At 64.0% G+C, this 17,333-nt stretch carries 14 protein-coding genes (1 of these 14 only partly in view); 6 read left to right on the forward strand and 8 right to left on the reverse strand.

Annotated elements, in window-relative coordinates:
• Positions 1-2,103 carry the 5' portion of a catalase/peroxidase HPI gene (katG, locus tag ACR0EF_RS10190; RefSeq protein ID WP_170373441.1) on the reverse strand. Its footprint begins 105 nt before the window's first position, so only the first 2,103 of its 2,208 coding nucleotides appear in the window; it begins with the start codon at positions 2,101-2,103; its stop codon lies off the left edge, out of view.
• Positions 2,104-2,407: 304 nt separating this feature from the next.
• Here katG and ACR0EF_RS10195 point away from each other — a divergent pair, with 304 nt between their 5' ends.
• The gene (locus ACR0EF_RS10195) at positions 2,408-4,027 is read left to right on the forward strand and encodes a GMC family oxidoreductase (RefSeq protein WP_170373442.1); all 1,620 of its coding nucleotides are present in this window, start codon (positions 2,408-2,410) and stop codon (positions 4,025-4,027) included.
• Here the strand turns inward: ACR0EF_RS10195 and ACR0EF_RS10200 are convergent, their stop codons facing one another.
• Positions 4,028-4,888, reverse strand: a complete 861-nt coding sequence (locus ACR0EF_RS10200) for an SDR family oxidoreductase (protein ID WP_170373443.1) — start codon at positions 4,886-4,888, stop codon at positions 4,028-4,030.
• A gap of 87 nt (positions 4,889-4,975) precedes the next feature.
• On the opposite strand from ACR0EF_RS10200, the gene ACR0EF_RS10205 reads away from it, so the two are divergent.
• Positions 4,976-5,611, forward strand: coding sequence for a class I SAM-dependent DNA methyltransferase (locus ACR0EF_RS10205; protein WP_170370441.1), 636 nt, complete (start codon positions 4,976-4,978; stop codon positions 5,609-5,611).
• A 6-nt stretch (positions 5,612-5,617) separates the two neighbouring features.
• Here the strand turns inward: ACR0EF_RS10205 and ACR0EF_RS10210 are convergent, their stop codons facing one another.
• Genes ACR0EF_RS10210 through ACR0EF_RS10220 form a run of 3 tightly spaced genes read right to left on the reverse strand, consistent with a single transcriptional unit; the run spans position 5,618 to position 9,620 of the window.
• Positions 5,618-6,397 carry a carnitinyl-CoA dehydratase gene (locus ACR0EF_RS10210; protein WP_170370440.1) on the reverse strand — a complete coding sequence of 260 codons (780 nt, stop codon included), beginning with the start codon at positions 6,395-6,397 and terminating at the stop codon, positions 5,618-5,620.
• A 2-nt stretch (positions 6,398-6,399) separates the two neighbouring features.
• Positions 6,400-8,457: an acetate--CoA ligase family protein gene (locus tag ACR0EF_RS10215; RefSeq protein WP_170370483.1), complete on the reverse strand. Its 2,058-nt coding sequence runs from the start codon at positions 8,455-8,457 to the stop codon at positions 6,400-6,402.
• A gap of 2 nt (positions 8,458-8,459) precedes the next feature.
• Complete coding sequence (locus ACR0EF_RS10220) at positions 8,460-9,620, reverse strand: acyl-CoA dehydrogenase family protein (protein WP_170373444.1); 1,161 nt, start codon at positions 9,618-9,620, stop codon at positions 8,460-8,462.
• Between the two features lie 78 nt (positions 9,621-9,698).
• Here ACR0EF_RS10220 and ACR0EF_RS10225 point away from each other — a divergent pair, with 78 nt between their 5' ends.
• A complete protein-coding gene (locus ACR0EF_RS10225) occupies positions 9,699-10,646 on the forward strand; it encodes a GlxA family transcriptional regulator (protein WP_170373445.1) in 948 nt (315 codons plus the stop codon).
• Here the strand turns inward: ACR0EF_RS10225 and ACR0EF_RS10230 are convergent.
• On the reverse strand, positions 10,643-11,632 hold the full coding sequence (locus tag ACR0EF_RS10230; RefSeq protein ID WP_170373446.1) for a sterol desaturase family protein: 990 nt from the start codon (positions 11,630-11,632) through the stop codon (positions 10,643-10,645). The two genes, ACR0EF_RS10225 and ACR0EF_RS10230, sit on opposite strands and share 4 nt — an antisense overlap.
• Positions 11,633-11,643: 11 nt before the next feature.
• Positions 11,644-12,399 carry a class II aldolase and adducin N-terminal domain-containing protein gene (locus ACR0EF_RS10235; protein WP_170373447.1) on the reverse strand — a complete coding sequence of 252 codons (756 nt, stop codon included), beginning with the start codon at positions 12,397-12,399 and terminating at the stop codon, positions 11,644-11,646.
• A 114-nt stretch (positions 12,400-12,513) separates the two neighbouring features.
• Between ACR0EF_RS10235 and ACR0EF_RS10240 the strand changes: the two genes are divergently transcribed.
• Positions 12,514-13,398 (forward strand): LysR family transcriptional regulator, encoded by an 885-nt coding sequence (locus ACR0EF_RS10240; RefSeq protein WP_170370435.1) that lies wholly within the window; start codon positions 12,514-12,516, stop codon positions 13,396-13,398.
• Between the two features lie 3 nt (positions 13,399-13,401).
• Here ACR0EF_RS10240 and ACR0EF_RS10245 read toward each other — a convergent pair whose 3' ends face one another.
• Positions 13,402-13,827, reverse strand: coding sequence for a VOC family protein (locus tag ACR0EF_RS10245; protein ID WP_170373448.1), 426 nt, complete (start codon positions 13,825-13,827; stop codon positions 13,402-13,404).
• 127 nt (positions 13,828-13,954) lie between these two features.
• On the opposite strand from ACR0EF_RS10245, the gene ade reads away from it, so the two are divergent.
• Together ade and ACR0EF_RS10255 are read left to right on the forward strand one after the other, a co-directional pair.
• The gene (ade, locus tag ACR0EF_RS10250) at positions 13,955-15,757 is read left to right on the forward strand and encodes an adenine deaminase (protein ID WP_170373449.1); all 1,803 of its coding nucleotides are present in this window, start codon (positions 13,955-13,957) and stop codon (positions 15,755-15,757) included.
• A complete protein-coding gene (locus ACR0EF_RS10255; protein WP_170373450.1) occupies positions 15,754-17,217 on the forward strand; it encodes an AMP nucleosidase in 1,464 nt (487 codons plus the stop codon). Before ade ends, ACR0EF_RS10255 begins: the two co-directional genes overlap by 4 nt.
• The last annotated feature ends 116 nt before the right edge of the window (positions 17,218-17,333 follow it).

Raw genomic sequence — 17,333 nt, forward strand, 5'->3', positions numbered from 1 at the left:
AGCCCGGAGTTGTGAATTGGAACCGAATACCAGGTCCACCCGGGTTCCGGTCCACTTCACTTCACCCGAAGCCCGATCCCGGCCTTCATACACTCCTTTGGCGTCTGCCGCCGGCTTCCATTCGGTGCGCATGTCCAGCAGATTGACAAAGAAGTCATTGCTCAGAACCCCGACCCGGTCTGTCAGGACGCCATGCGCCGTGCCACCGAAATTCGCACCGAGAACGCGCATACCGCCGACCAGGACGGTCATTTCGGGTGCCGACAGAGTCAACAGTTGCGCCTTGTCCACCAGCAACTCTTCAGGAGACACGCTGTACTCCTTGCGCTGGTAATTCCGGAACCCATCCGCGATCGGTTCAAGCGGGGCGAAGGATTCGGCATCGGTCTGGTCCTGCGTGGCATCCGTACGGCCGGGTGCAAACGGAACATCGATGTCATGCCCAGCAGCCTTGGCGGCCTTTTCGATCGCCGCAACGCCGCCCAGCACGATTACATCCGCAAGCGAAACCTTCTTGTTGCCGGACTGCGCGGCATTGAACTCGGCTTGCACCGCCGTCAAAGCATCCAGCGCCTTGGACAGTTTCTCGGGCTCGTTGACGTCCCAGTCCTTCTGGGGCGCTAGCCGGATGCGGGCACCGTTGGCGCCACCGCGCTTGTCCGAGCCGCGGAAGGTCGAAGCCGAGGCCCATGCCGTCGCGACCAGTTCCGACACCGACAGGCCACAAGCCAGCAGCCGGGCTTTTAGGTCGGCCACGTCTGCGGCATCGATCAGATCATGGTCCACCGCCGGCACGTTGTCCTGCCAGATGAGCTCTTCGGCCGGCGCCTCGGGGCCGATGTAGCGCGCCTTTGGCCCTATATCGCGATGGGTCAGCTTGAACCAAGCGCGCGCGAAGGCGTCGGCGAACTCGTCGGGGTTTTCGTGGAACCGCTTCGAGATCGGCCCATAGATCGGATCCATGCGCATCGCCATGTCGGCGGTGGTCATCATCGTCTTGACCTTTTTCGACGGGTCATGCGCAGCTGGTGCCATGTCCTCTTCCTTGACGCCGACCGGCTCCCAGATCCACGCTCCGGCAGGGCTTTTGGTCAGGTTCCAGTCATAACCGAACAGAAGGTCGAAATAGCCATTGTCCCACTTGATCGGGTTCGCGGTCCAGGCGCCCTCGATTCCGCTGGTCGTGGTATCGTCACCCTTGCCTGTGCCGAATTTGTTGATCCAGCCAAAGCCCATCTCTTCGATCGGCGCGGCCTCGGGTTCGGGGCCGACCAGCGCCGGGTCCCCGGCACCATGCGCCTTGCCGAATGTGTGGCCACCGGCAACCAGTGCGACGGTCTCTTCATCGTTCATTGCCATCCGGGCAAAGGTGTCGCGAATGTCACGGCCCGAGGCCAGCACGTCCGGCTCTCCGTCCGGGCCTTCGGGGTTTACGTAGATCAGGCCCATCTGCACGGCGGCCAGCGGATCTTCCAGATCGCGCTCGCCCGAGTAGCGGCTGTACGGGTTTTCGGTCGGGGCCAACCATTCTGTCTCGGCACCCCAATAGATGTCCTCCTCGGGCGCCCAGATATCTTCCCGGCCGCCGGCAAAGCCGAAGGTCTTGCCGCCCATCGATTCAATGGCGCAGTTGCCGGCCAGAATCATCAGGTCGGCCCACGAAATCTGGTTGCCGTATTTCTGCTTGATCGGCCACAGCAGACGACGGGCCTTGTCGAGGTTGCCGTTGTCCGGCCAGCTGTTGAGCGGCGCGAACCGCTGGTTCCCGGTCGAGGCGCCGCCCCGCCCGTCAGCCGTCCGGTAGGTGCCGGCGCTGTGCCAGGCCATGCGGATGAACAGACCGCCATAATGGCCGTAATCCGCCGGCCACCAATCCTGCGAATCCGTCATCAGGTCATACAAGTCCTGTTTCAACGCGTCATAGTCGATCTTCTTGAACGCGTCGGCATAGTTGAAATCGGCCCCCAGCGGATTCCCGGCCGGCTGGTGCTGGTGCAGGATCGCCAGGTTCAGCTGGTTGGGCCACCAGTCCCGGTTCGATCGGGTTCCGGCGCCGTGCATGATGGGGCATTTGCCCGTGTTGGGGTTGTCGCTTCCGTCCATCTCAATCTCCGATCCTGGCTGGTGTCTGTCTGTTTGCGAGGCAACCGTGCGTATGGCACGTGAAAAAGGGGCGGACCGCAGTCCGCTTGAATACACCGAGTCATAGCAAATCCCAGCCATGAGAAAAAATTTTGTTTTCGGATTGATTTGATAGCTATTGATTATGGCTCTGCCATGATCTTTCAAACCGATCCCCATTCACATGACGCGGCGTTCCCCGCCGCCCCGATTGCGTTTTGCCGCCGGTGCTTCAAACTGCGGGCCGTGACGCGCGACACCGCGCGGGCCACAGGGGAGGATCGCCATGCAATTCGACTACGTCATCGTCGGCGGAGGGTCCGCGGGATGCGTGCTGGCCAACCGTCTGAGCGCCAATCCGGGCACGCGGGTCTGCCTGCTCGAGGCGGGCGGGGGCGGCAACAGCATTCTGGTGCGGATGCCTGCCGCTGTGGTTGCCATGCTACCGGGGCGACCCAAGATCAACAACTGGGCCTTTGAAACGGTGCCGCAACCGGGGTTGAACGGGCGAACGGGCTATCAGCCGCGTGGCCGGGCCCTGGGCGGGTCCAGCGCGATCAACGCAATGCTCTATGTACGCGGGCAGCGGCAGGATTATGACGGCTGGGCCGATTTGGGCTGCGAGGGCTGGGACTGGGACAGCGTTCTGCCCTATTTCAAACGGTCCGAGAACAACGAACGCGGCGCGGATGACCTGCATGGCGCCGACGGCCCGCTTCAGGTGTCAGACCAGAAAGAAGAACGCCCGATCACGCGCGCTTTCGTCGAGGCCGCCGCCCAGTTGCAGCACAAGGTGACCGACGATTTCAATCGCGGCGACAACGAAGGCGCGGGGCTGTACCAGGTCACCCAGTTCCACGACCCCGCCAAAAACGGCGAGCGGTGCTCGGCCGCCGCGGCCTATCTGTTTCCAGTCATGGACCGGCCCAACCTGACGGTCATCACCGGGGCGCAGGCGCGCGAGATCACCTTTGACGGCCACCGCGCCACGGGCGTGATATATCGCCAGGGCGGCAAGGGCGCCGACCTTACTGTCACCGCCGCGCGCGAGCTTCTGGTCTGCTCGGGCGCGCTGAAATCGCCGCAACTGCTGCAGCTGTCGGGCATCGGCGACCCCGAGGACCTGAGCCCGCATGGAATCGCCGTCCGCCACGCGCTGCCGGGCGTGGGCAAGAACCTGCAAGATCACCTGGATTTCATCCTGGCCTACAAGACAAAGGACACAGACAATTTCGGCATCGGCGCCGCCGGTACGGTGGGGCTGGTCAAACACCTTTTGCGGTGGCGCAAGACCGGTGTGTCGATGGCGGCCACCCCCTTTGCGGAAGGCGCGGCCTTTCTGAAGACCTCTCCCGATCTGGACCGCCCCGACATCCAACTGCATTTCACCATCGCGCTGGTAGATGACCACGCGCGCAAACTGCACCTGGGCTACGGGTTCAGCTGCCATATCTGCAAACTGCGCCCCGAAAGCCGCGGCACCGTCTCGCTGCACAGCGCAGACCCCTTTGCCGCCCCGGCGATCGACCCGGCCTTTCTGTCCGACCCGCGCGATCTGGACACGATGATCAAGGGCGCGCGGATGACGCGCGAAATCCTCGAGGCACCGGCCCTCGCCAAATACCGCCACAAGGAAATGTTCGGCACCGACACCGCCCGGACCGACCCGGATTGGGAAGGCCATATCCGCGCGCGGGCCGATACGATCTATCACCCCGTGGGCACCTGCAAGATGGGGGTGGACGACATGGCGGTGGTCGATCCGCAGCTGCGCGTGCGGGGGCTGCAGGGGCTGCGGGTGGTCGATGCCTCGGTCATGCCGACGCTGGTCTCGGGCAACACCAACGCGCCCACGATCATGATTGCGGAAAAGGCTGCCGACATGATCCTGGCGGATGTGGTCTGATCAGTCGCCGTTCAGCGTCTGATCCGCGTGCAGCGCCTCAAGGCCCACCCGGTAGTTGGGGTATTTCAGCGTCACGCCCAGATCGGTCTTGATCCGGTCGTTCCGAACGCGCTTGTTCTCGTTGTAGAAGCTGCGCGCCATCGGCGTCAGGTCGGCCGTGTCGAAATCCACTGCCGGCGGCAGCGGCAGGCCCTGAAGCTGCGCGGCATAGCCGATCACGTCCTGCGGCGGCACCGGTTCGTCATCGCAGACATTGTAGATCGCGCCCGGATCGGGACGGCGCATCGACGCCTCGAGCACCTGTGCGATGTCATCCACATGAATGCGCGAAAACACCTGCCCCGGCTTGATGATCCGCCGCAGCCCGCCTTTCTTCAGCTTGGAAAACGGCCCCCGCCCCGGCCCGTAGATGCCCGCAAGGCGAAAGATGTGCAGCGGCAGGCCGGGGATCGCGGCCCAGTCCTGCTCGGCCCGCAACCGCCAGCGCCCGCGCTCGGCCGTGGGTGTCGCCGGCGTGGTTTCATCGACCCAGTCCCCCTGGTGGTCGCCATAGACGGCGGTGGTCGACAGGTACCCGACCCAGTCGAACTGCCCGGCGCGCGCGGCAATCTCATCCCGCAGGGCGGCCAGAACCGGATCTCCCTTGGCCGTGGGCGCGGTCGAGATCAGCAGATGCGTAACCCCGTCCAGATCGGGGGCCTCGCCCGGCCAGACCAGCGGTTCGGCCCTGGCGGCGCGGATGGCGTCCTTCTCGGCGGCATCGCGGGTGGTTCCGACGATGCGCCAACCCTTGGGGGCCAGCCGGCGCGACAGGGCGCGGGCGGTATAGCCGTGCCCGAATGAAAAAAGCGTTCCAGTCATGGTCCCTTGATGATCGCGCCGCGGGCGGGATGCAAGCGCCGGATGGCCGCACTTGATTCGAATCCCCGCCTGCGCCTTCATGGTGTCATGAGTGATGACAAACCCAGCCTGCACGCGGCCTATGCGCTGAAAACTCCGGCAGACAACAAACGGCTCTATGCCGAATGGGCCGGAGATTACGATCGCGGATTCGCCGCGCGCGAGGATTACCAGCTGCATATTCACACCGCCCGCGCTTTTGTCGGCGCCGGGGGACAGGGTCCGGTGCTGGATGTGGGCGCGGGAACCGGCCTGTGCGGCGCGGTTCTGGCCGATCTGGGCGTGGGGCCGATCGACGCCACAGACATCAGTGCCGAGATGCTGGAAAAGGCCATGCGCAAGGACATCTACCGCGACGCGATCGAGGCCGACCTGAACGAGGGCATCCCGGTTCCGCGCTACAGTTATTCGGGCATCGTGTCGTCGGGCACCTTCACCCACGGCCATCTGGGCCCCGAGGTCCTGCCCGCCCTGCTGCGGGTGGCCCGGCCCGGGGCGCAATTCGCCCTGTCGATCAACGCCAAACACTTCGAGGCGCTGGGATTCGCAACCGCCTTCGACAAGCTGCAGGCCGAGGGCCGGATCGAACATCTGACCCTGACCCCGGTCCGCATCTATGGCGATCTGGCCGCCGGCCCCAACAAGGACGACAACGCGCTGATCGCCCTGTTCGAGAAATCCTGATCCGCCTCAGCGGCCCTTCCAGACCGGGTCACGCTTCTCGGCGAAGGCGCGAGCCCCTTCCAGATTGTCCTCGGAGCCATAGAGCACATCGACCGTGCGCAGCTGGCGCTTGGTGATACGGTTCATGATGTCCTGAAACTTGGAATCTTCGGCCTCGCGCACGATCTCCTTGATCGCGGCATAGACCAGCGGCGGGCCGCTCGCCAGCAGGCGCGCCAGGTCCCATGCCCGGTCCATCAACTGGTCTGCCGGGACGATCTCGTTCACCAAGCCCCAGCGATGCGCTTCCTCGGCGTCGAACCAGCGGCCGGTCAGCAGCAGTTCCATCGCAATGTGATAGGGAATGCGCTTGGGCAGCTTGACGCTGGCCGCGTCCGCCACCGTGCCCGAGCGTATTTCCGGCAGGGCAAAGGTGGCGTGATCGGCGGCCAGAATCATGTCGGCGCTCAGGGCCAGTTCCAGCCCGCCGCCGCATGCGATGCCGTTCACGGCGGCAATCACCGGCTTGTTCATGTCGCGCAACTCCTGCAGGCCACCGAAACCGCCGACCCCGTAATCGCCGTCCACCGCATCGCCCTCGGCCGCGGCCTTCAGGTCCCAGCCGGGGCAAAAGAATTTTTTGCCGCCGCCCGTCAAAATCGCCACGCGCAGGTCGGGATCATCGCGAAAGTCGCGGAACACTTCGCCCATGACACGGCTGGTCGCCAAATCGATGGCATTCGCCTTGGGCCGGTCCAACGTGACCTGAAGGATTGCACCATCGCGGTGGGTTTTGATCGGGTTCATGGTCACGCCTTTCGGATCAGGGCATCAACGGCGACCACAGTGTCGGCCGCGCAGATGAGAGGGTTGATTTCAACTTCGTCCACGACCGCCGCGTTGGCAATGACGTAGTTCTGCACCGCCATGACCACTCGCACGACAGCATAGATATCCACGCCGGGCTTGCCCCGATATCCGCTCAACACGGGCGCACAGGCCAGCTTGCCCAGCGCGTCGCGGATCGCAGACGGCGTGGACGGGATCAGGATCGAGGTAGAGTCGCGCAGGAGCTCGGTCAGAACCCCGCCCGCCCCAAGGGTCAGCACATAGCCATGCGCCGGGTCGCGGGTGACGCCGATCAACAGCTCGACAATACCGGCCGGGGCCATTTCCTCGATCAGAACCTCATCGGTGCCGATTGATCTCGCGACCTCGGGCAGATCTTGTCCAGAAACGCCCAGCCGCACCGCGCCATGTTCGGATTTGTGCGCCAGGCCAACGCCTTTCACCGCAAAGGGTCCTCTCAGACCGACCACCGCCTTTTCCGCCCGATCCGCCCGCGCGACGACCGAGCGGGGAACCGGCACGTCGCAAGCGGCCAGTTCGGCCTTGGCCTGAGCCTCGGTCAGAACGGTTGTGGCCGCATTGGCGGCGGGCAGCAGAACCGGCTCCTGCGGTTGGGGATGCAGGCGTGCTGCAGCGCGTGTCGCCGCCAGCGCCTCACGCAGCCCGGCAAAGGGCACGACACCGCCCGCCATCAACCGCTCGGCTACGTCCTCGGGCATCAGTTCGGGCAGGGTCGCGGCCACGGCAAAGGGCCTGCCGGTTTCGCGCGCGCAGGTCAACGCCGCACGGGTGGCGCAGTCCCAATCGGTGGGATCGGTGTGAGGGTAGTCAACGATTGAGATCGTTATTGCCACATGCGGCCCCGTCATCGCCGACCAAGCCCGCGCCATCGCGTCAGCGTCGCGCCAGATATAGGTGTGGTAGTCCAGTGGATTGGCCAGCGCCACCATCGGCCCCAGCGCCGCGCGCAGGCCCGAAACCTGCTCTGCGGCAAGCGGCGGAAAGTGCAGGCCGGTTCCCTCGGCCATGTCGGCGGCCAGGCTGGCCTCGCCACCGGAACAGCTGATCGTCGCCACTCCGGTCCCGTCCAGCGGCCCGGTGACATGCAACAGCTTCAGTGTTTCCAGAAACGCGGGCACGTCGTTCAGCCGCGCGATTCCCAACCGATCCAGAAATGCTTGCGCCCCGGCATCACCCCCCGCCAGCGAGGCGGTGTGCGAAATGGTCGCCGCCTGCGCCTGAGCTGACCGCCCCACCTTGAGCGCCACGATCGGTATGCCCCGGTCACGCGCTTTGGCCGCCAGCGCCTCCCATTTGCGTAGGTCGCCGAAGCCTTCGACATGTAGGCCGATGGCGGTGATCCGGTCATCATCCAGCAGCGCCATCGCGATTTCGGCCTGATGGGTTTGCGCCTGATTCCCGCAGGTCAGCATGAAGGCCAGCGGCAGCGCCCGGCGCTGCATGGTCATGTTGATGGCGATGTTTGAGCTTTGCGTCAGGATCGCAACGCCCCTTTCCACCGGGCGCATGCCGTGCTGGTCGGGCCAGATCGCCACCCGGTCCAGACCGTTGACGAAGCCGTAACAGTTGGGACCGAGGATCGGCATGTCCCCCGCTGCAGTTACAAGCTGCACCTGCAAGTCGGCCCCATCAGCGTCCTCGGCCTGCGCCTCGGTAAAGCCCGAGGCGAAACACACCGCGCCGCCCGCGCCGATGCGGGACAGAGCCTCGACCGCCTCGATGGTGGCGCGGCGATTGATGCCGACAAAGGCCGCGTCGGGCGCTTGGGGCAGGTCTTCGACCCTGGCAAAGACGCGCTCGCCCGCCACCTCGTCGGCCTTGGGATGCACCGGCCAGACCGGGCCGGTGAAGCCCAGTTTCCGCACCTGGCGAATAACCTCGGCGCACCATGCGCCCCCACCGATCACCGCCAGCGAACGGAACCCCAGCATCCGCCTCAGCGCGGCGAGCTTTCCCGGCGCGAGCGCATCCGCCGCGCCGCTCAGGCCCGGCGGCATCTTCACGCCCCCAACGCGCGCAGCAGGTCGCGGCTGATGATGTGGCGCTGGATCTCGCTGGTGCCGTCCCAGATCCGCTCGACCCGAGCATCGCGCCAGAAGCGTTCCAGCGGATAGTCATCCATCAGACCCATTCCGCCATGCACCTGGATCGCCGCATCGGTCACCCGCGCCAGCATTTCCGAGGCATGGAGCTTGGCCGAGGCGATCTCGCGATTGGCGGGCAGGCCCTTGTCCAGCCGGTCGGCGGCGGCCAGGGTCAGCAGGTCGGCGGCGTCGATCTCGGTGATCATATCGGCGATCTGAAAGCTGACGCCCTGAAACTTGCCGATCTTCTGGCCGAACTGTTCGCGCGTGGCGGCATAGTCCAGCGCATAGTCGAAAGCCCGCCGCGCCCGACCCACGCACATGGCCGCCACGGTGATGCGGGTGGCATAGAGCCATGTGTTCATCACCTCGAACCCGCCATCGACCTCACCCAGCACCTGCGCATCGGGCAGGCGGCAGTCGTCGAATTCCAACACCATGTTCTTGTAGCCGCGATGGCTGACCGACTTGTAGCCGTCGCGGATGGTGAAGCCCGCCGTGCCGCGATCGACCAGAAAGGCGGTGATGCGCTTCTTGGGGCCTTTCGGCGTCTGATCCTCGCCCGTGGCGATGAAGACGATGATGAAATCGGCATGTTCCGCGCCCGAGATGAAATGCTTGGTGCCGTTCACCACCCAATCGCCGCCGTCACGCACGGCGGAACATTTCATGCCCCGCACATCCGAACCCGCGCCCGGTTCGGTCATCGCCAGCGCATCCATCTTCTCGCCGCGCACGGCGGGCATCAGATAGCGTTCGACCTGATCGCCCTGACAGGCCATCAGGATGTTCTGCGGCCGCCCGAAGAAATGGGTCAGTGCCATCGACCCGCGCCCCAACTCGCGCTCGACCAGCGCGAATTCCAGGTGGTTCAACCCGGCGCAGCCCACGCTTTCGGGGAAATTGCAGGCGTAGAATCCCAGCTCGATCGTCTTGCGCTTGATCTCGTCGGCGATCTCTTTCGGCACCTCGCCGGTGCGTTCGACGAGCTCTTCATGGGGATAGATTTCTTTTTCCACAAAGCTGCGGACGGTCGAGACGATCATCTCCTGCTCGTCGGTCAGGCCATATTGCATCGCGGGTCTCCGGTTTCTGGGCGTGCGATAATCCTGACGCGGCTTGCCGCCACAATGATGCAGAACTAGACTTCAATCATGCAGAAATGGACCAAATCACCCGCCGCACCGCAGCGATTCGGGGTGCTGCTGTTCGACGGGTTCTCGAACCATTGCCTGGCCAACACGGTCGAGCCATTGCGCGCGGCCAACACGTTGTCGGGGCAGCGACTGTATGACTGGCAATTCCTGTCACTGGATCCGAGGCCGGTCACGTCATCCTCAGGGTTGCAGGTGGCGCCCCATGCGGCGCTGACGGATGCGGATGGGGATATACTGCTGGTGATGCCCTCCTACGGGTTTCAGGCACATGGTGGTTGGCGCACCCAGGCGGGGTTGCGTGCGGCAAAGCGGCGCTTTCGAACCCTCGCCGGGCTGGACACCGGCAGTTGGCTGCTGGCCCAGGCCGGATTGCTGAACGGCTACCGCGCCACGATCCATTGGGAGGAGCTGACCGCGTTCACCGAGCGTTTCCCCGAAGTCCAGGCCTGCCGCGAGCGCTATGTCATCGACGGTGACCGCATCACCTGCTCGGGCGCAATGGCCGCATTTGATCTGGTGATGCACCTGATCGGGCAGGATCACGGTCAGGCGCTGGCACTGGAAGTCGCGCAGCTTTTCATGACGCGCGACTCTGCCCGGTCACATTCCGGCGGCGCAGGCTCGGCCAGCTCGCATGTCAACAAGGCGCTGGCGCTGATGCAGGAAAATCTCGAGACCCCTCTGACGATCCCCGAGATCGCCCGGCGCGTGGGACGGTCGCAAAAAGCGCTGGAATCCCGGATGCGGGCGGACCTGGGGGCCGGGCCGGCCAAGGTCTATCGTCGGATGCGTCTGAATCTTGCGCGCAAGCTGGCCGCGGAAACCGACCTGAGTATCGCCGAGATCGCTCTGCGCGCGGGCTATGAGGATCCCAGCGCGCTGACCCGTGCCTTTCGGGCCGAGTTCGGTCTCAGTCCGCGTGCCCTGCGCAGCCGGGCCCGCTAGGTATACATCTGTTTCTTGTAGGCCCGCGTCCGCGTCGTCGCCTCGGCCGACCCGTCGTGGTATGTGCCGAACCACTTGTCGAACGGAATCTCGGACGTGCCGTAGTTGCACTCGAAATACCGGTGGTGCAGCTGGTGAAAGAAATCGCCGGCCCGTGCGGCGTCCGTATCCCCTGCTTTCAGCTTCTCGAACCCCGAATGGGACAGGACCGGGCTGATCTGCTGGAAATAGACATGGAAGAGCAGATGCAACGGGTTTGAGGCCACGATCAGGTGGATGAAATAGGTCGTGAAATACAGCAGGTTCTCGTACCAGTGGTTCGAGATGCCCGACCACGGCCCAACATTGACGTTGCGGTGATGTACCGCGTGCACATGCTTGTACAGTTTCGGATGATGCTCCAGCCGGTGCACCCAATAGAAATGCAGACCTGACCACATCGGGATGAACAGCATCCAGACCACGCACCAGACCGGCGCGCTGGTCCATGTGACCGTTGGCGCATACCCGTTGGCCATCGCCCAGTAGATCACCCATTGATAAACCGTCGCCACCGTCATGGCGCTGCCCAGCGTCCACCAGATGTTGTCCCAGACCTGATTGCGGAAGGTAAAGGTCCCGTTGTCGCGGGTCAGGTCGCGGCGATCGAACTTTTTGTACATACCCTGCCCCTTGCGCATGTACAGCCACCAGTGCAGCCCGCCCGCGACAAGGATCTGAGGCACCATGTTCAGCAGCCAGACGCGGAACATCCAACCCGGCGCAAAGCTTTGCATCGCATCGAGCGGCGGCAGGAACAACACATAAGCCGCCAGCGCCAGCACCAGGCACAGGGTCAGCGCGGTGATCTGCAACCATGCACCGCTGTACCATTTCCCAACCGCCATCGGTCTGGGCGGCCAGCTGAACAAAGGGTTCAACGCCACAGGGTCAGACGGCCGATAGTGCCAGCGGGCGGCTTCGGGATCATGCGAGGCATCGGTCATGACAAAACCCTCTAGGTGGCGTAGTCCGAGCCTTCGGAGTCCAGAACGGCCTTGATCTCGCGCAGATGCGCAGCGGCCTGATCGGGATAGTCGTCCAGCTCCTGCGCGGTCTTTTCGGCGATCTCGTCCGAAAGCACCCGCAACGGCCGGCCCGTCTGAAGGGCGCGTACATAGGTCTCGGCGGCGCGCTCGAAATAATAGAGTCTGTTAAAGGCATCCGCTGCATTGTTGCCAATCACCAGCACACCGTGGTTGCCCATGATCATGACCTTCTTTTTCGGGTCTTGCAGCATTGTCGCGCAACGCTCACCCTCGCTTTCAAAGGCCAAACCGCCGAATTCGTCATCAATGACATAGCGGTTGAAAAAGGTTGCGGTGTTCTGGTCGATCGGCGGCAGGTTGCTGTCGGCCAAGGAGGCCAGGACGGTGGCAAAAATCGAATGCACATGCATCACGCAACGCGCATGCGGGCATCTCCGGTGAATCGATCCATGCAGACCCCATGCGGTCGGGTCCGGTGCTCCGGGCTTGTTCATCGTGTCGGGATCGTTGGCATCCAGCAGCAGAAGGTCCGAGGCGCGGATGCGCGCGAAATGCATCTGGTTCGGGTTCATCAGGAACTGCGTGCCATCCTCGTTCACGGCAAGGCTGAAGTGATTGGCGACCGCTTCGTGCATGTTCGACCGCTCGGTCCAGCGGAAGGCGGCGGCCATGTCCACGCGCTCCTGCCAATGGTCGATATTCGGCTTCAGATTGGTGACGCTCATCCGGGGGCTCCATTCGGCTTGGGCAGAGGGCTGATACAAACCGTGCCGGGCCGTGGAGCAATTGACCAACGAAAAAATTGGCGCTTTGGCATTAGCTGAGCTTATGATTGAATTATGAAGCCCCGGACTCCCCTTCCCCCGCTTGGCTGGCTGCGCACCTTCGAGGCCGCGGCCCGCCACCTATCTTTCACCGGCGCGGCGCGCGATCTGAACATGACGCAAAGCGCCGTCAGCCAGCAGATCAAATCGCTCGAGGGCTATCTGGGTCAGCCTCTGTTTCACCGCCGCCCCCGCGCATTGGAACTAACTGAGGCCGGAATCACCTATCTGCCCGTGGTGCGCGAGGCGTTCCGGACGCTGGTGCGTGGCACCCAGGCCGTGACCGGGCAGCAGGAAAATACTGTTCAGGTGCAGTGCAACATCACCTTCTCGGTCAACTGGCTGGCCCCCCGCCTGCCCGCCTTCCGCGCGCTGCACCCCGATGTCCACCTGAACATCTTCACCGAGTTGTGGGAGCCGCGCGAAATGGCCGAAGGCGCGGCGGTGGAAATCCGCTATTCCCTGCGCCCGGCCGACACGGTCCGAACCGAGCTTTTGCGCAGCGAGCACTACTACCCCGTCTGCGCCCCCGACTATCCGGTCACACTGGAAAACCTTCAGCAGCAACCGTTGTACGACTGTTCGAATCTTCTGTCGAACTGGGCCAGCTGGGCCGAAGATCAGGATCTAACATGGGAGAATCCGCCGATTACCTATGCCACGACCTATATGGTCGGCCTGTCCGTCGCGATGGCCGGGGGCGGGCTGTGCCTGGCCCATGATACCATCGCAAAGCGCTTGTTGGACGAAGGCCACCTGATCGCGCCCTTCGCGCATCGCGCACACATGCCCGAAGCCTATTACCTGCTGCTGTCGCCCCAGGCCGAGGAGACCCCGGGTGCCGTGGCCTTTGCCGAGTGGATCAGGGCGGAGATCGCGGCCGAGCAACACCGCGCCTGACTTTCAGCCGTCCTTGGGGCGGCTGGCGACCCAGGCATAGCCGTTCTCGCACAGGATATAGGTCTCGCGCAGGCCATGGGGCTTGTCGGTCGGCTCCTGCAGGACGACCGCCCCAGCGGACCTGGCGCGCTCCGCCGCCTCGTCCGGGTCGGTGTCGTATAGGTGAATCTCGATCCCGCCACCGCGCGGGGGCGTTTCAGGAACCAGCCCCAGCAGCGGGTTGGAATGATAGGTGCCGTCCGAATGCAGCTGAAACACCTGATCGCCATAGGTGACGATGGCAAAACCCGCCGTCACCTGATGGGATTTCAGGCCAAAAACAGTCTCCAAAAAAGCGCATTCCGCCCGCACGTCGCGCACCAGCAGGTTCAGCCCGATCCCGCGCAGGCTGCGGCCGAAACTGTCCGCATCTATGGTTTCGTAATCCATGTCGCTACCAGACCCCGCATCGCAGCGCGGATCAAGCATTTGCTGCCCCGCGCCCGGTCGGATGACGGTTTCATGAAGGTGGCACGGCAGGGGTTGCACCTTCCGATGCATTCGGGAAAGTTGTGCCATGGAATACGCACCCTTCCCCTCTTGGCCCGACGTCGCCCCCCGCCTGATCGCCGTTGCCGCTGGCCGCGAAGCCGCCGACATGGTCATTCGCGGCGGGATCTGGATCAACGTGCACAGCCGCGAGGCGCTGCCCGATCACTCCATCGCCATCGCCGCCGGACGCGTGGCCTATGTCGGCCCCGACGCCAGCCATTGCATCGGCCCCGACACCCAGATCATCGAGGCTAAGGGCCGCTACATGATCCCCGGGCTGTGCGACGCGCATATGCATATCGAATCCGGCATGCTGACCCCGGCAGAGTTCGCCCGCGCGGTGATTCCGCATGGCACCACCTCGATGTTCACCGACCCGCATGAGATCGCCAACGTGCTGGGGCTGGACGGCGTGCGGATGATGCATGACGAGGCGCTGATGCAGCCGGTCAACATCTTCACCCAGATGCCGTCCTGCGCGCCCTCGGCGCCCGGGCTGGAAACCACGGGCTACGAGATCACCGCCGAAGACGTGGCCGAGGCGATGACCTGGCCCGGCATCATCGGGCTGGGCGAGATGATGAACTTTCCCGGTGTGATCAACGCCGACCCCAAGATGCTGGCCGAAATCGCCGCCACCCAGCGCGCGGGAAAGACGGTGGGCGGACACTATGCCTCGCCCGATCTGGGGCCTGATTTTGCCGCCTATGTCGCCGGCGGCCCGGCGGATGACCACGAGGGCACCTGCGAGGCCGACGCCATTGCCCGCGTGCGGCAGGGGATGCGGTCGATGATGCGGCTGGGCTCGGCCTGGTATGACGTGGAAAGCCAGATCACCGCCGTCACCGAAAAGGGGCTGGACCCGCGCAACTTCATCCTGTGCACCGATGACTGCCACTCGGGCACGCTGGTGAACGAGGGTCACATGAACCGCGTCGTCCGCCATGCCATCGCCTGTGGCTGCGACCCGCTGATCGCCCTGCAGATGGCCACGATCAACACCGCCACCCATTTCGGGCTTGAGCGCGAGATCGGCTCGATCACGCCGGGCCGCCGGGCGGACGTGATCCTCAGTTCGAACCTGACTGAACTGCCGATCGAGATGGCCATCGCCCGCGGACAGGTGGTGGCCGAGAACGGCGCGATCACGGTGGATTGCCCGCATTTCCACTGGCCTGACCGGGCACGCAACACGGTGCATCTGGGCCATGCCCTGACCGCCGCCGATTTCGAGATCTCCGCGCCCGAAGGCGCCAATCGCGTGCGTGCAAACGTGATCGGCGTGGTCGAGAACCAGGCCCCCACCCAGGCGCTGAAGGCCGAGTTGCCCATTATCGGCGGGCTGGTCGAAGGCGAAGGCGATGTCTGCCAGATTGCGCTGGTCGAGCGGCACCGCGCCACGGGCGGCGTGACCAACGCCTTTGTTTCGGGCTTTGGCTATCAGGGCCGGATGGCCATGGCCTCGACCGTGGCGCATGACAGCCACCACATCATCGTGGTCGGCACCGACCGCGATCAGATGGCGTTGGCCGCCAATCGCCTTGCCGAAGTAGGCGGCGGCATCACCATCTTCCGTGATGGCGAAGAGCTGGCGCTGGTCGAACTGCCCATCGCAGGCCTGATGTCCGACAGCCCGGCCGCGGACGTCGCGGCCAAGGCGCAGAAGATGGTCGAGGCGATGCAGGCCTGCGGCTGTCAGTTGAACAACGCCTATATGCAGCACTCGCTGCTGGCCCTTGTCGTCATCCCCGAACTGCGGATATCCGATCTGGGACTGGTGGATGTCCGAACATTCGAAAAAATTGACCTTCTGGAACCCCTCGCATGACAAAAATAACAACTCCCGACCCACGGGACCCCGAGATTTTCACCGATGCCGCCGCAGCCGTTGCCCGGCTGGAAGAGCTGTATAACGAGTCCACCGCCTTTCTGTGCGAAAGCTTTGCCGAGGCGATGGAAAGCGGCGCGCCCAAGGTCCGGTACAGAGCCTATTACCCGGAAATCCGTATCCGTACGGCGTCCTACGCGCATGTGGACAGCCGCCTGAGCTTTGGTCACGTGTCCGAGCCGGGGGTTCATGCCACCACGGTGACCCGGCCGGATCTGTTCCGGTCCTACCTCACGCAACAGATCGCGCTGCTGATCAAGAATCACAACCAGCCGGTGACCATCGGCCCCTCGACCACGCCGATGCCGGTGCATTTCGCCGTGGCCGGCAACCCCGATCTGGTGGTGCCGCATCAGGGAGCGGCCGGGTTCACCCTGCGCGACGTGTTCGACGTGCCCGACCTGACCACCACCAATGACGACATCGTCAACGGTGTGCACGAACCGCAGGATGGCGTCGGCCCGCTGGCCTTGTTCACCGCGCAGCGCATCGACTATTCGCTGGCCCGGCTAGCCCACTATACCGCCACCGATCCGGACCATTTCCAGAACCACGTTCTGTTCACCAACTACCAGTTCTATGTCTCGGAATTCGAGAACTACGCCCGCGCGCAACTGGCCGACCCGAACAGCGGCTATACCAGTTTCGTCTCGACCGGGAATGTCGAGATCACCGACCCCGACGCGCCGCTGGAACAGCCGCTGAAACTGCCGCAAATGCCGACCTATCACCTGAAACGCGCCGACGGGTCGGGGATCACGCTGGTCAATATCGGCGTCGGGCCATCGAACGCCAAAACCGCCACCGACCACATCGCGGTGCTGCGACCACACGCCTGGCTGATGGTCGGCCACTGTGCGGGGCTGCGCAACACGCAGGCTCTGGGGGATTTCGTGCTGGCCCATGCCTATCTGCGCGAAGACAAGGTGCTGGACGACGATCTGCCCGTCTGGGTGCCGATCCCGCCGCTGGCCGAAGTTCAGGTCGCGCTGGAACGCGCCGTAGCCGAAGTGACCGAGCTGGAAGGCTATGAGCTGAAGCGGATCATGCGCACCGGCACGGTGGCTTCGGTCGACAACCGTAACTGGGAACTGCGCGACCAATCCGGCCCGGTGCAACGGCTGAGCCAGTCGCGCGCGATCGCGCTGGACATGGAAAGCGCCACGATCGCCGCAAACGGCTATCGCTTCCGCGTGCCCTACGGCACTTTGCTGTGCGTGTCCGACAAGCCCCTGCATGGAGAATTGAAGTTGCCCGGCATGGCGTCCGAGTTCTATACAACCCAGGTCAGCCGCCATCTGGCGATCGGAATCCGCGCGATGGAACACCTGCGAGGCATGCCGCTGGAACGTTTGCACAGCCGGAAATTGCGCTCGTTCGACGAAACGGCCTTCCTCTGACGCAAAAAAGCAACGAAATCCCCATATTTTTTGGGGTTTCGGTGCTACTATTCGTTGTGTTCGCCCACAATATCCCGTTACAGTTACGCGGTGAGGCCCAATAGATCGGGCACGTT

Source organism: Ruegeria sp. CG8 (assembly GCF_056537165.1).

Coding starts and splice junctions, on each gene's coding strand:
- ACR0EF_RS10225 (WP_170373445.1), top strand. CDS start 9,699: ATGCAGAAATGGACCAAATCACCCGCCGCACCGCAGCGATTCGGGGTG.
- ACR0EF_RS10235 (WP_170373447.1), bottom strand. CDS start 12,399: ATGAGCGTCACCAATCTGAAGCCGAATATCGACCATTGGCAGGAGCGC.
- ade (WP_170373449.1), top strand. CDS start 13,955: ATGGAATACGCACCCTTCCCCTCTTGGCCCGACGTCGCCCCCCGCCTG.
- ACR0EF_RS10200 (WP_170373443.1), bottom strand. CDS start 4,888: ATGACTGGAACGCTTTTTTCATTCGGGCACGGCTATACCGCCCGCGCC.
- ACR0EF_RS10230 (WP_170373446.1), bottom strand. CDS start 11,632: ATGACCGATGCCTCGCATGATCCCGAAGCCGCCCGCTGGCACTATCGG.
- ACR0EF_RS10245 (WP_170373448.1), bottom strand. CDS start 13,827: ATGGATTACGAAACCATAGATGCGGACAGTTTCGGCCGCAGCCTGCGC.
- ACR0EF_RS10220 (WP_170373444.1), bottom strand. CDS start 9,620: ATGCAATATGGCCTGACCGACGAGCAGGAGATGATCGTCTCGACCGTC.
- ACR0EF_RS10255 (WP_170373450.1), top strand. CDS start 15,754: ATGACAAAAATAACAACTCCCGACCCACGGGACCCCGAGATTTTCACC.
- ACR0EF_RS10215 (WP_170370483.1), bottom strand. CDS start 8,457: ATGCCGCCGGGCCTGAGCGGCGCGGCGGATGCGCTCGCGCCGGGAAAG.
- ACR0EF_RS10210 (WP_170370440.1), bottom strand. CDS start 6,397: ATGAACCCGATCAAAACCCACCGCGATGGTGCAATCCTTCAGGTCACG.
- ACR0EF_RS10240 (WP_170370435.1), top strand. CDS start 12,514: ATGAAGCCCCGGACTCCCCTTCCCCCGCTTGGCTGGCTGCGCACCTTC.
- ACR0EF_RS10205 (WP_170370441.1), top strand. CDS start 4,976: ATGAGTGATGACAAACCCAGCCTGCACGCGGCCTATGCGCTGAAAACT.
- ACR0EF_RS10195 (WP_170373442.1), top strand. CDS start 2,408: ATGCAATTCGACTACGTCATCGTCGGCGGAGGGTCCGCGGGATGCGTG.